The following is a 14,056-nucleotide window of genomic DNA, read 5'->3' on the forward strand; positions in this document are numbered from 1 at the left end:
TTTTGCCAGCGTGAATCACTTTATGCTTGAAAAAGGGAAATGGAGAAAAAGAATGGCAAGATGAGAGATTATGCGGTCTTCTCTATAAAATAACTTAAGTTTTTACATCAACCCCGAGCACCCATTCGGCATGAGTCCTACTTTTTGTGGCAGGCAACAGAACGGAAAAAAACATGGAATGGTAAAAGAGAACAGACCAGACATTGGAAAATCAGGCGGAAACGTGGTATACTAAGATGCGGAGTGCAACGGATGGGGAATATATATTTTACCATCTTAATTATATCATCTCCTCATCCCATTGTCAAATTTATTGGCTTGCGGTGCTACATTTTTCCCTACTGGTTGGGATGCCGGGGTATACCGCTTCATGCCATATAAAATGAACTTATGTTTTGACATCAAGCCAATTTGCATGATGACTACTTTTACAGCAGGCAACAGAGCTAAGATAGTTTGTTCATTTTTTTAAGAAAAATTTTCTATACTCTTACTGTCAGGAAGGGGCCGGTTTTATGCCACATGATGAAGAATGGTTAAAGGAACAAAAACGCGTTGATGATACAATTGAAAAAATGAAGCAGGAAAAAGAAACACTGCTTTCCAAAGTAAGGGCTGTCCGCGGCGAGGCACAGGAAATCCGCAATACGTTCTGGGAAGACGTAACGGTGAACCTCGATGAGCCGGATGATGTCGTGGAAACATCGGCGAGCGTCCGCCAGCAGGCAGAACTGCTTGCTGAACGCGAACGGAGCTACGGGCATATGGAAAAAGACGTGAAAAAACTTGACCGCCTCATTTATTCGCCGTATTTTGCCCGCGTCGATTTTCATGAAGAAGGGGAACCTTCCGAGCCCATCTACATCGGTATTGCTTCCTACCGGGATGAGGATGAGTATCTCGTGTACGATTGGCGTGCGCCGATTTCCAGTATTTACTATGACGGGGTGCCCGGCCCGGTTTCGTACCAGGCGCCGGACGGCAGGCGCGAAGGCATCATGGATTTGAAACGGCAGTTTTTAATCCGGCGCGGCCATATTGAAGCGATGTTTGATACCGGGATCTCGATCGGCGATGAAATGCTGCAGGAAATGCTTGGGGCAAACGCAAACACCCATATGAAAAATATTGTGGCGACGATTCAGAAAGAGCAGAACCGGATTATCCGTGATGTTTCAAGCAATCTTCTGTTCGTGCAAGGGGCCGCCGGAAGCGGAAAAACATCGGTTGCCCTGCAGCGGATTGCGTATTTGCTGTACCGGTACCGCGATTCGCTCCATTCCGAGCAAATTGTTTTATTTTCGCCGAACCAGCTGTTTAATCATTATGTGTCAAAAGTGCTCCCGGAGCTCGGGGAAAACAATATGCAGCAGACGACTTTCCTGGAATTTGCCCAGGCACGTGCCGGCAAAAAGCTGAAAGTCGAAAGCCTGCTTGAGCAAATGGAAGAAGCGCTCGAAGGCAAAGCCGAAAATAGGAAAGAAGCACAAATCAAAGGCAGCCTTGCCTTTTTCCATGCCGTTCGGGATTATGCGGAAAAACTTTTAAACGGCGGCATCTTTTTCCGCGATATCCGTTTTAAAGGCGAGACGATCGTGCCAAAGGAAAAAATTGCGGAGATGTTTTATGCCTATGATCAAAGCTACTCGCTGCCGAACCGGTTTCAGCTTGTCAGCAAAAAGCTGCTGAAAGAACTGGAACAGATTGCAAAAGAAGAGCGGAAAAAGCCATGGGTGGAAGAAGAAATGGAACTGCTCGGGACGGAAGCCTATCTTGCCGCCCATCAATATGCCGAGCGCAAATCGCGCAAGAACAATGATGCGTTCAGCGGGGCCGATGATGAAAAAGAATTTTTAGCGCGTAAAATCGTCAACCGCCGCTTCAGCTCGATCCGGAAACAAATTAAAACGTTCCATTATCTCCATATCCGTGCGCAGTATCTGGATTTTTTACGGCGCGGACCAGAATTTGTTCCCGGTGCGGAAGAACGGCTTGATGCAAAAACGCGCGCCGCTTTCCGTGAAGGGTGGCTGCCCTATGAAGATACCGTGCCGTTTTTGTATCTCTTTGACCTTTTGACAGGCAAAGCAACGAGCAGTTCGATCAAATATGTGTTTATTGATGAAATCCAGGATTATTCGCCGGTCCAGCTTGCCTATTTGCGCTATTTGTTCCCGTACAGCAAGTTTACGATGCTCGGCGACTTGAACCAGTCCATATTCGGCACAAGCGGCCGTTCGCAGATGGAGCTGATCAAGGAGATTTTCGGTGAAGAAAAAGCACAGGTCGTATACTTGACGAAAAGCTACCGTTCGACTGCCCAGATCACCCGCTTTACGAAAGAAATTTTAGCGGGCGGGGAGAAGATTGAATGGTTTGAACGCGAAGGCGATTTGCCGGTTGTTACGGTGGCCCGCGGCAACGAAGAAGCTTTGGCAAAAGTAGTACGGTTTGCGAAAAAATACGCAAAAGATAGCCATACAGTTGCGATCATCGGCAAGTCACGGAAGCAGTGTGCTGAAGCGTATGAAACATTGCGAAAAGAACTGGATCTGGCCTTTATTGAAAAAGAATACAGCGATCTTCCGGAAGGCATCATCCTGATCCCGTCTTATCTTGCGAAGGGGCTGGAATTTGACAGCGTCATCGTGCTTGATGTTTCCGCGTCTGTGTATAAAGATGAAGCAGAACGCACCCTGCTATACACCGTCGGAACGCGGGCAATGCATCACCTTGCTCTTATCAGCAACGGTCCGGTCACACCGCTTTTAGATAAAGTGCCTGAGACGCTATATGTAAAGGAATAAAAACAGGATAACAATGGCCGGCTGCTGCTAAACCCATCAGCCGGCCATGATCATATCCAGCAAGTAAAACGGCATGCTGAAATAGTTTGATCAGGTTTATGATGCGGAATCAAATGGACGGGACTATTACACTTGTTTTATGGCTTTCCATGGATGGTTCTTGAGAATCTTGTTCTTGTTTTTTTTTAAATCGTTTGCGGGTATGATGGACGTCATGAAAGAGGCATTCCTGTCTAGGAAATTGAGCAGGAGTTTAAAGCTTGGGTGCAGAAACAGTAGAGAACGAATACTTTTTAGGGGGGAGCTTATGGAAAAGTTTATTAAAATATGGATGGGTACCTATATGTGGCTTTTGATTTTTCTGCTGGTTCTTTTGTTCGAAGTTTTCGATCATGCTCATGTTTCTCTTTTAATATTGGCCTTTTATTTTTTTGTTCACCTCATCATAGAAATTTACAAAAAAGCGGCAATTAGAAAAAAGTTGTTACTGTTTGTTTGATATTGATTTTTCTTTATTTCAGCTTTGTTTAAGTAAATAACCAAGGCAGTTGCCTTGGTTATTCCATGTACGAAGTTATAGCGTCATATGAACCTACCAGCTTAGTTCTCGAAGAATTTGAATACAATTTTGTACTCCATTTTACATATACTGCGGCATTATCTTCGTCAACATATTTTTTAGTAGTCCAATAATAATTTTTGCTCTTTGATACAGGCATTACAAGGTAATCTAAGATGACTGTGGTCATTCTTACATATCATGGAAATCTTGACATATACAAAACGAGCACCATCCGTATTCCGTGGTAAACTAAATTTGCATAAACATAAGGAGGAGAAAAAATGGCCTTTTCTCAAAGAATTCTTCCGGCTTCTGTCAACATGAAGGAGTTTGAAAGGTTTTTAAAAAGTGATTATGAAATCGGGATTTTTCTCGAACTACACATCTCACAACTCAAATACGTTGCGGCAATGGCAAAGGCGGAAGGCAAAAAAATGATTTACCATGTGGACTTGATCCAGGGCTTGAAGAGTGATGATTACGCAACGGAATATTTATGCCAGGAGTATCAACCTTTCGGGCTGATATCAACAAAAGCCAATGTTATACAAAAAGCAAAGCAAAGGGGAGTCGTGTCGATCCAAAGAATGTTCCTGATTGATTCGCATGCGCTTGAGAAAAGTTACAAATTAATTGAACGGACGAAACCTGACTATATTGAAGTTTTGCCGGGCATCGCGCCATGGATGATTACCGAAGTAAAAGAACGGCTTGGCATTCCAATTTTTGCAGGCGGGTTGATCCGTACGCGGGAAGATGTGGAAAAAGCATTGAAAGCCGGAGCAGAAGGCATCACCACCTCGGATACGGAATTGTGGGAAGCCTTTTTGGAAAAGAAATAACGACAGGTGGCTGTTCCGGGCGGCCGCAGCGTTTTTTTGCATGGGGCGGCACCCGGGTGTACAGCAGGCATATTGGCATGACTCCGGGGAAGCCCAAACCAGAAGCGGAAGCGGACTTCAGGTATGTGAAACATTCTCCCATTGGTGCCGAATGGGCACCAGCCGAATAATGGAAATGTTTTCGGAATAGAAGGGTGCCCGCTTCTTTCAACAAAATCAGGAAAATCCGCATATATTTTTTGTGAACATGGATTGACAAAATTTAAAGTAAGCGTTATCATCATACATAAGTTAATAAACTTGGCAGGAGAACAAAGAGATCCACTCCATTCGCAACAAATTTGCGGGCGTCGTGGGTCTTTTTGTTCTTTTTTGATGAAAGGGACCGGAGTGTTGCCGGATCAGCTTTTAATTCATTGGAAATGGAGGAAGGGGTATGAATCCATATTTCGCTGAATTGGTTGGCACAGCCATCCTGATTATTTTTGGCGGCGGTGTTTGCGCCAATGTCAATTTGAAAAAATCATTTGCCTACCAGAGCGGCTGGATTGTCATTTCGTTCGGGTGGGGGCTTGGCGTAGCCATGGCGGCTTATGCAGTCGGAAAATACAGCGGCGCTCACTTAAATCCTGCGCTTACAGTCGGGCTTGCATTTAACGGGGATTTTCCATGGTCGAAAGTGGCCGGATATATTCTGGCGCAAATGGTCGGGGCCATGATCGGTGCTGCCGTCGTATTTTTTCATTTTTTGCCGCACTGGAAGGAGACGGACGATCCCGGCGTCAAACTTGGCGTATTTTCAACCGGGCCGGCCATTCCAAACTATTTTGCGAATCTTATCAGTGAAATGATTGGGACCTTTGTTCTTGTGCTCGGCGTTCTTACGATCGGGGCAAATAAGTTTACAGACGGGCTGAACCCGTTCATCGTCGGCATGCTGATTGTAGCGATCGGGGTTTCACTTGGCGGGACGACGGGTTATGCGATCAACCCTGCCCGCGACCTTGGCCCGAGAATTGCCCATTTTCTGCTCCCGATTGCAGGGAAAGGGCCTTCGAATTGGGGTTATGCGTGGGTGCCGGTTGCCGGTCCGTTGCTCGGGGGTTCTCTCGGGGGCGTTTTTTACCGGGCTGTGTTTAAAAATGATTGGACGCCCGCGTTTTGGTGTGTTTTGCTAACGTGTTTACTTGTATTATTGATAGTATGGATGATAGAAAACAAGAAAAAGAGAGCGTAAGGAGGAAACGGGATGGAGAAATTTATTTTATCCATTGACCAGGGGACAACGAGTTCAAGAGCTATTCTTTTTAACCAAAAAGGGGAAATTGTGCATACAGCCCAGCAGGAATTTCACCAATATTTTCCAAAACCTGGCTGGGTGGAACATAATGCGAATGAAGTGTGGGCATCGGTGCTCGCAGTTACGACGACTGTTTTAACAGAAGCGGATGTAGAGCCGAAGCAGATTGCCGCGATTGGGATTACCAACCAGCGTGAGACAACGGTCGTCTGGGATAAACAAACCGGGCATCCGATTTACAATGCGATTGTCTGGCAGTCGCGGCAGACAGCGGATATTTGCGCCGATCTAAAAGAAAAAGGCTATGCTGATATGGTCCGTGAAAAAACCGGGCTCCTGATCGATCCGTATTTCAGCGGGACAAAAATCAAATGGATCCTCGACCATGTTGACGGAGCAAGAGAACGCGCTGAAAAAGGCGAGCTCCTGTTTGGCACAATCGACACTTGGCTGATCTGGAAATTTTCAGGCGGCAAAGCCCATGTTACCGATTATTCGAACGCGTCCCGGACGCTTTTGTACAATATTTACGATTTGAAATGGGATCCCGAGCTGCTTGAAATGCTGGACGTTCCTGCTGCGATGCTCCCGGAAGTCAAGCCTTCCTCCCATGTTTATGCACGGACTGCGCCGTACCATTTCTTTGGTGAGGAAATTCCGATCGCAGGCGTGGCGGGCGACCAGCAGGCAGCGCTGTTCGGGCAGGCCTGCTATGAAGATGGGATGGCGAAAAATACGTACGGCACCGGTTGCTTTATGCTCATGAATACCGGTGAAAAAGCTGTTTCTTCCAAGCATGGCTTGCTGACGACACTTGCATGGGGCATTGACGGCAAAGTCGAGTATGCCCTTGAAGGCAGCATCTTTGTGGCAGGGTCAGCGATTCAATGGCTGCGTGACGGGATGCGCATGATCAAAGACAGCGCTCAAAGTGAATCGTATGCAGAGCGGGTCGATTCAACAGATGGTGTGTATGTTGTGCCGGCATTTGTCGGGCTTGGGACACCGTACTGGGAAAGCGATGTGCGCGGCGCGGTGTTCGGGCTGACACGGGGCACCACGAAAGAACATTTTATCCGGGCCACGCTTGAATCGCTCGCCTATCAGACGAAAGATGTACTTGCTGCGATGGAGGCAGATTCCGGATTACCGCTTAAAACATTGCGTGCGGACGGCGGCGCAGTGAAAAACAATTTTCTCATGCAGTTCCAAAGCGATATGTTAGGCGTGCCGGTTGAACGTCCGGTTGTGAGCGAGACCACTGCACTCGGCGCCGCATATTTGGCGGGGCTTGCGGTCGGTTACTGGGAATCGCGTGAAGAAATTGCCCGCCAGTGGAAAGTGGAACGCAAATTTGAACCGTCACTCGCGGAAAAAGAACGTGAAGCCTTATATGACGGATGGAAAAAAGCAATCCGTGCAACCATTGCCTTTAAATAGATTTGCAGATTGCTGCAGGCAGCGCGGTAATCTGGCTTAGCCTGCGACCGAACTGGGCAGTCATACGGAAGTGGGCATGCAGTGGGCAACGTGGTTTATCTGGCTTACCCTGCGACCAAATTAGGTAGCCGTACGGAACCAGGTGTGTAGTAGGCAACACGGCTTATCGGGCTTAGCCTGCGACTGAACTGGGCAGCCATACGGAAGCGGGCATGCAGTAGGCAACACGGTTTATCTCGCTTAACCTGTGCAGCATAGCTGTTGCAGGCGGCCCCTGCTTTTAAAAAGCTTGCAGGATACCATGGCAATAACACCTTGGATTCTTGGTAGCGGCTATTGTAGCAGGCAACTAATAGTTTTGCGTAAGCTTTTACGTAGCCAGCTATTGCGTTGTTATCGCTCATCGTTCTGGCGCCATTGCCTCTATGTTTTAGCCGCAATACTAGCAGGCAATCAATAGTTTTGCACCAGCTTAACCTGTGAGTTGATGTGGCCAGCTATTGCTTTGTTGCCTCGCATGATTCGGGCGCCATTGCCTTCTATGTTTTGATGCGCTGCCTTATCTAACGGAGCAACGGCAAGAAACGAGGATTACTACATTTTCCCGGTGCATAACAGCTGAAAATCAGCGGAAGGTCTGTTATAATAAAAACAAGTTCATAAAATGTCAAGAGATGCAGAGAGACCTGGCTTGTTTTATGGGAGTTTTCCATAATGCATGGTTCAGGTCTCTTTTTATTTTGAAGGAGGGGACAAAAATGGAATTTTCAGGAAAACAACGCGGGGCGGTTTTACAAAACATGAAGAATAAAACGTTCGATCTGCTTGTGATCGGCGGCGGCATTACAGGGGCCGGCATTGCGCTTGACGCAGTAACGCGCGGCATGTCCGTAGCGCTTGTCGAGATGCAGGATTTCGCGGCGGGCACGTCAAGCCGGTCAACCAAACTTGTCCATGGGGGCCTGCGGTACTTGAAGCAGTTTGAAGTAAAGATGGTGGCTGAAGTCGGAAAAGAGCGCGCCATCGTTTATGAAAACGGCCCGCATGTGACAACACCGGAATGGATGCTGCTGCCGTTCCATAAGGGCGGCACGTTCGGCGCGTTTACAACGAATATCGGCTTACGGCTGTACGACTTTTTAGCTGGCGTGAAAAAAACGGAACGCCGGAAAATGCTGTCGGCTTCGGAAACCTTAAATAAGGAACCGCTGATCAAAAAAGACGGGCTGAAAGGCGGCGGTTATTATGTCGAATACCGGACGGACGACGCGCGGCTGACCATTGAAGTCATGAAAGCAGCTGTCGCACATGGGGCGCTGGCTGTAAACTATGCAAAAGCGGAAGAGTATTTGTATGAAAACGGCCGTATCTGCGGGGCCACTGTTCGTGACCAGATCAGCGGGGAAACCGTAAACGTGCGGGCGAAAATGGTCGTCAATGCGACCGGTCCGTGGAGTGATAAAATGCGCAATAAGGACGGGAAAGGGAGCAAAAGCCTCCGCCTCACAAAGGGCGTGCATATTGTGTTTGACCAAAGCATCTTCCCGCTCCGGCAAGCCGTGTATTTTGATACGCCGGATGGCCGCATGGTGTTTGCCATTCCGCGCGGCGGCAAAACGTATGTCGGCACAACGGATACATTTTACGACAAAGACCCGATTCACCCGAAACCGCTCCCGGAAGATATTGATTACTTATTGAAAGCGATCCGCTTTATGTTTCCGGAAGTCAAAGTGACAGCCCATGATGTCGAATCAAGCTGGGCCGGCGTCCGTCCGCTGATTTACGAAGAAGGAAAAGACGCCTCCGAAATTTCGCGTAAAGATGAAATTTGGGAATCCGACAGCGGCCTCGTGACAATCGCAGGCGGCAAACTGACCGGTTACCGGAAAATGGCGGAAACGGTTGTAGATCTTGTGGCGCGTAGGCTTGGCGGCAATTTCCGGCCGTGCCAAACGAAGCACTTGCCGATTTCCGGCGGTGACGTAGGCGGCTCTGAAAAATTGCCGGCGTTTGTCAAAGCAAAATCAAAAGAAGGGGAAGCAAGCGGCCTGTCTACTGAAGCAAGCCGGGCGATTGCGGAAAAATATGGCACGAACGCGGATCACGTATATGCATACGCGAAAAGCTGGAAAGACGACTATCCGCTGCCGCGGGAAGTGTACGCCGTATTGAAATACGCAGTGGAACAAGAAATGGCGGTAAAACCGGTCGATTTCTTCATTCGGCGTACCGGTGCCCTTTTCTTTGATATCAACTGGGTCCGCAAATGGAAAGAGCCGGTCATGACATGGTTGGCCGCCGAATTTTCCTGGGATGCGGAGACAGAACAGGCGTACAGGGAAGAATTGGAAGAAGCATTGCGAGAAGCGGTACCGGAAGTATAAACTTGTCCCGGAAAAAGGCACAGACCCTGGTGGCGACTATTCATATTGGAAGTATACGTTCCCAGCATTCTTTCAAAGACAGCTGGAAAAAAGCAGCGGACACTGTTCCGCTGCTTTTTGCGTTTTGTTTAGACCATGCTTTTTTAAAAGCAAAATTTTTTTAATATAAAAATAGTGAAAACGGGAGAAACCTGTACTATAATAGAAATATAATTCGTGACACTAAAATGTAAGCGCAAACAGAGGGGATGGCAAATGAGGATCAACTTTCGGAATCTTACAGTACAAGTCGTGATTGGCATCATTCTGGGGATTATTGTAGGGCTTGTTTCACCTAAATTCGGCGCAGAACTGAATATTCTCGCGCAATGGTTTATTAAACTCATCAAAATGCTCGTCCCGCCGATTATCTTCTTTACGGTCATTATCGGGATCGGCGGCATGGGGGATTTGAAAAAAGTCGGCCGGATCGGCGGCAAGGCGCTTATCTATTTTGAAGTCGTCAGCACGGTTGCGCTCGCCATCGGTCTGGTTATCGTTAATTTGATCCAGCCTGGCCACGGCATTGATACAAGCCATGCGAAAACAAGCCAGGTTTCACAATTCGTCACGCAGGCAAAAGACAACGAACACGGTTTTATTGGTTTTATTTCCGGTATTATTCCGGAAAGCATCGCCGGGGCTTTTGTCAAGGGAGACCTTTTGCCAATATTATTCTTTGCGGTACTGTTCGGGGTCGCTGCCGCATCCCTCGGGGAGAGGGCAAAACCGGTTATCCGCTTTTTTGAAGACATAACGGAAATCTTCTTTAAAATTGTCGGCATTGTCATGAAAGTGTCGCCGATCGCTGCATTCGGGGCAATGGCCTATACAGTCGGCCAGTTTGGCGCAAGCTCGCTGATCAATCTCGGCGAATTAATGGGATCCGTCTACCTGACGATGATCATTTTTATCGTGCTTGTCCTCGGCGGGATTGCGAAAGCGTTTGGGTTTAATATTTTCAAATTCATCGCTTATATAAAGGAAGAACTTTTACTCGTGCTCGGGACTTCTTCATCGGAATCGGCGATGCCTTCCCTGATGAGAAAACTCGAAAAATTCGGCTGCTCAAAATCCGTTGTCGGCCTTGTCGTTCCAACCGGCTACTCGTTTAACCTGGACGGCACCGCCATCTACTTGTCAATGGCTTCCATTTTCATTGCGCAGGCGTACAATGTGCACCTGACGATCGGGCACCAAATCATGCTGCTGCTGATTTTAATGCTGACATCAAAAGGGGCGGCGGGCGTGACCGGTTCCGGTTTCATTACCCTTGCTGCGACTTTGTCTGCGTTCCCGGTTATCCCGGTTGCGGGGATCGCACTGTTGATCGGCGTGGACCGGTTCATGTCCGAATCGCGCGCGCTCACAAACATTATTGGAAATGCCGTCGCGACGGTCGTCATCTCCAAAACAGAGAAAGAATTTGACAAAAAGGAAGCACCGGAAACGGTTGCCCATCCTACAGAATCGATTCCTTCTTAATAAGAGGCGCTCCGATTGGGGCCCTCTTCTTTTTTTAACGGCTTTCCGAAAGAAGTCGCCCATCCTCAAGGAATGTGAAGGTGCGAATAGCACCAATGAGTAGGTGGGAGATGAATTTCGGTTGGCTTTAGCCAAAGTTATTTTTCCAATCCTTTTCTCAACAATTCTAAGATTGCGGCTGTTCTAGTTGGAATCCCATTTTCTTTTTGATATTGCTCCAATTTTTCTAATATCGTCTTAGGCATACGAATTTCTACACGTTCTTTCTCTTCTCTCATGATGATCACCTCATATTGATTATACGGATTTTTTACGATATAATCAATATATACGAAATTTTTCCGCACAAAGTGTTGATAAGTGGAGGGTAGTTCACCATTGGCTTTGGGCAGTGTGCTTATTTTTGTGTACAATAGAGTGTGTTGAAGGGATTTGTCCTGCAGGCCGCCTGCAGCTGCGTAATGAGGAAAGGAGTGAGCGCTTTGGGAAACCTGCGTAAAATGCCGCTTTTTAAAGGACTCCGGGATGCGGATCTGGCTGTGATCGCAGAAATATCCGTTAAAAAGCATGCCGAAAAGGGTGCGCATATTTTTTTCCAGGGGGACCCGCAGGAGGCCGTTTATTTTATTGAAAGCGGGGAAGTGAAAATTTACCGCACCGATGCGAACGGCAAAGAGCAGGTTGTCACACTGCTTCGCGATGGCGACATGTTCCCGCATGTTGGTTTTTTCCGGAAAATAAGCTACCCGGCGAATGCGATGGCGGTTGTGGACACGAATCTCGTTGCCATCCGGATTGCTGATTTTGAAAGCGTGTTGCTCAACAATCCGCAGCTGACCATGACTCTATACGGTGTGATGAGTGATGAAATCCTTGACTTGCAGGACCGCCTCGAAGCCCAGATTTTAAACAACGCTTACGAGCAAGTGGTCAAACTTTTTCTGCGCCTCGCCCGTACACATGGCGTTCAGGAAAAAGACGGGCTGGTCCTCGTGAAAACCCCGCTCAACAACTCAGACCTCGCCAACATGATCGGCGTCACCCGCGAAACGGTCAGCCGCACGATCCGCCAGCTTAAAGAAAAAAACCTCATTCTCCCGCAGGAAAAAGGCACATACTTCATTCACCAGGAAAAACTGACAGAGGAACTGCTTGGGGTATAAAGAACTCTCCCGCCGGTAAGAATTAAAGCAAAGAAAGACATGGGAGCAAAACGTCCTTCATCCGGGGTGATGAAGGACAAAAGACTGGCACCTGTGCAACGGAATGTCCTTCATCGAGGGTATGAAAGACAAAAGAGAGTCGCCCAGGCAGCGAAATGTCCTTCATCGAGGTGATGAAAGACAAAAGAGGGTTGCCAGGGCAGCGAAATGTCTTTCATCGGGGTGATGAAAGACAAAAGAAACGCCCGTAAGCAGTGAAACGTCTTTCATCGAGGGTATGAAAGACAAAAGAAGGGCACCTGTGCAACGAAATGTCCTTCATCGAAAGTATGAAAGACAAAAGAAACGCCCGTAAGCAGTGAAACGTCCTTCATCAAGATAATGAAGGACAAAAGGGGAACGAATGCGCAACGAGTTGTTCTTCCCCGAGGCTAGAAAAGAAAAATGAAATGCAAAACCGCCCCTTTTTAAAAGGCTGTCCTCTCAGGCAGCCTTTTAAAAGTCAAACGGCTTCTTCGAGCAACCGCTTGAATAGAATATTATTTTCCAGGTGAATGTGCTGGAATGTATCATTTTCAAAATTTTCAAGGCGTTGGTACACGAGCTGGAATGTACGGCATGCTCCTTCCGGCAATGTATAGTCATTTGTAATTTCGCGGAGCTGGTGCAAAATTTCTCCGACAGCGGCATGTTCCGTTTCAAGATCGGCCAAACCGGCTGTCGCGGCTTTCAGGTTAGCGGCAGATGGATGGCTTTCGTACGCACGAATGGCCGGAAATTGTTCAGCATCTTCTTTTTCAGTATGCGCCAGCAGTTCTGCTCTTAATTGGTTAAACAGTTCATGCACTTCGATGAGATGCGGGTGGTTGCCACCGTGGACGCGCATCACTTTTGTCACATACGGGCTCAAGTTTGGCAGTTCCTCGCGCAAAAACGCATGGTGGGTGGCCTGAATGTGGTTGGCAATTTCCGTATAGCCCGCTTCATTCCAAGTTTTCCCAACGGCTTTTCCGGCATATTGGCCATAAAGATTGCAAATGGCATCAACCAGTTCATCTGCTGACAGGTTGCGCTTTTCCGCTGCTTCTTTCACAGACACATTGCCGCCGCAACAAAAATCGATACGGTTTGCTTTAAACAGATCCGCCGCTTTTGGAAATAAAGTTACAATTTCCCCGACAGTCTGGTTTGTTGTAAAACGTTCCATCGAATTCACTCCTCCATTTCATTGCTGTCTTCATCATAAACCATCAGCACCCGCTTATTTGTGATGCACATCACAAAAATTGAGACAAGTTCTTATTTAGAAAAAAAGCACCCCCAAAATATCCGGGATGTTTTGGCCATAAGAAGCATGATCTGACCAAAGAAAAAAGCGCCAATTTAAATTGGCGCTTCCGCAATTATTCTGCTTTGCTTGCTTCTAATTCCACCGTAAATTTGATTTCATCGCCAACGAGGACACCGCCTGTTTCAAGGGCTGCATTCCAAGTAAGGCCGTAGTTGCTCCGTTTTACGGTCCCTTCTGCACTAAAGCCGGCGGTTTCTGCACCGCTCATCGGGTTTTTCGAAATCCCTTCAAATGTGACTTTAAATGTTTCTTCTTTTGTCACGCCACGGATCGTCAAATCACCGGTGACGTTATATTCATTGTTTCCTGCCTTTGTAACCGACTTGGAGACAAATGTAATTTTCGGATATTGTTCGACATCTAAGAAATCTGCAGAACGAAGATGATTATCGCGGTCATCATTTTTCGTGCTAATGCTGCTGGCATCAATAATAAAAGAAATGTTTGCATCCGTTAAATCCTGGGGATCGGCTTCGAGTTCGACTTCAAAATTTTGAAAAGACCCTTTTACTTTTGAAATCATCATATGTTTTACTGTAAAATCAATGGTGCTGTGTGCATAGTCAACTGCCCATTTTGTTTTTGCCATCATGAATTCCTCCTGTTTTTAAAACTTACTTTTCGTAACTTAGTTTAATATTGTAAGTGAAAAAAGTCAAGAAAACCGAACCTATTTTTTA

The 14,056-nt window shown here is 47.2% G+C and carries 11 protein-coding genes; 8 read left to right on the forward strand and 3 right to left on the reverse strand.

All coding sequences use genetic code 11. The annotated features are described in order from the left end of the window. Positions 1–515: 515 nt before the first annotated feature. The 7 genes from helD (at position 516) to dctA (ending at position 10,862) form a co-directional block, all read left to right on the forward strand. Positions 516–2,807 (forward strand): RNA polymerase recycling motor HelD, encoded by a 2,292-nt coding sequence (gene helD, locus NSU00_RS02020; protein ID WP_340703319.1) that lies wholly within the window; start codon positions 516–518, stop codon positions 2,805–2,807. Positions 2,808–3,114: 307 nt separating this feature from the next. Beyond that, positions 3,115–3,306 carry a hypothetical protein gene (locus NSU00_RS02025; RefSeq protein ID WP_081110474.1) on the forward strand — a complete coding sequence of 64 codons (192 nt, stop codon included), beginning with the start codon at positions 3,115–3,117 and terminating at the stop codon, positions 3,304–3,306. 344 nt (positions 3,307–3,650) lie between these two features. Then, entirely contained in the window at positions 3,651–4,211 is a 561-nt protein-coding gene (locus NSU00_RS02030) for a glycerol-3-phosphate responsive antiterminator (RefSeq protein ID WP_026684237.1), read from the forward strand. Positions 4,212–4,647: 436 nt separating this feature from the next. Next, complete coding sequence (locus tag NSU00_RS02035; protein ID WP_340703320.1) at positions 4,648–5,448, forward strand: MIP/aquaporin family protein; 801 nt, start codon at positions 4,648–4,650, stop codon at positions 5,446–5,448. A 12-nt stretch (positions 5,449–5,460) separates the two neighbouring features. Further along, positions 5,461–6,951: a glycerol kinase GlpK gene (gene glpK / locus NSU00_RS02040; protein WP_340703321.1), complete on the forward strand. Its 1,491-nt coding sequence runs from the start codon at positions 5,461–5,463 to the stop codon at positions 6,949–6,951. A gap of 758 nt (positions 6,952–7,709) precedes the next feature. Beyond that, positions 7,710–9,338: a glycerol-3-phosphate dehydrogenase/oxidase gene (locus tag NSU00_RS02045; protein WP_340703322.1), complete on the forward strand. Its 1,629-nt coding sequence runs from the start codon at positions 7,710–7,712 to the stop codon at positions 9,336–9,338. A 255-nt stretch (positions 9,339–9,593) separates the two neighbouring features. Then, entirely contained in the window at positions 9,594–10,862 is a 1,269-nt protein-coding gene (dctA, locus tag NSU00_RS02050) for a C4-dicarboxylate transporter DctA (protein WP_041818673.1), read from the forward strand. Positions 10,863–10,999: 137 nt separating this feature from the next. On the opposite strand, the gene NSU00_RS02055 is transcribed toward dctA, so the two are convergent. Then, the gene (locus NSU00_RS02055) at positions 11,000–11,140 is read right to left on the reverse strand and encodes a ribbon-helix-helix protein, CopG family (RefSeq protein ID WP_003352379.1); all 141 of its coding nucleotides are present in this window, start codon (positions 11,138–11,140) and stop codon (positions 11,000–11,002) included. Between the two features lie 204 nt (positions 11,141–11,344). Here NSU00_RS02055 and NSU00_RS02060 point away from each other — a divergent pair, with 204 nt between their 5' ends. Then, a complete protein-coding gene (locus NSU00_RS02060; protein ID WP_061574842.1) occupies positions 11,345–12,025 on the forward strand; it encodes a Crp/Fnr family transcriptional regulator in 681 nt (226 codons plus the stop codon). 502 nt (positions 12,026–12,527) lie between these two features. Here the strand turns inward: NSU00_RS02060 and ric are convergent. Both ric and NSU00_RS02070 read right to left on the reverse strand, forming a co-directional pair. Further along, the gene (ric, locus tag NSU00_RS02065; RefSeq protein WP_327077098.1) at positions 12,528–13,232 is read right to left on the reverse strand and encodes an iron-sulfur cluster repair di-iron protein; all 705 of its coding nucleotides are present in this window, start codon (positions 13,230–13,232) and stop codon (positions 12,528–12,530) included. A 196-nt stretch (positions 13,233–13,428) separates the two neighbouring features. Continuing rightward, positions 13,429–13,965 carry a YceI family protein gene (locus NSU00_RS02070; RefSeq protein ID WP_133536621.1) on the reverse strand — a complete coding sequence of 179 codons (537 nt, stop codon included), beginning with the start codon at positions 13,963–13,965 and terminating at the stop codon, positions 13,429–13,431. Positions 13,966–14,056 lie beyond the last annotated feature (91 nt).

The sequence above is a fragment of the Weizmannia sp. FSL W8-0401 genome (genome assembly GCF_038009125.1).
In the GTDB taxonomy this organism is placed as follows: domain Bacteria; phylum Bacillota; class Bacilli; order Bacillales; family Bacillaceae_C; genus Weizmannia; species Weizmannia coagulans.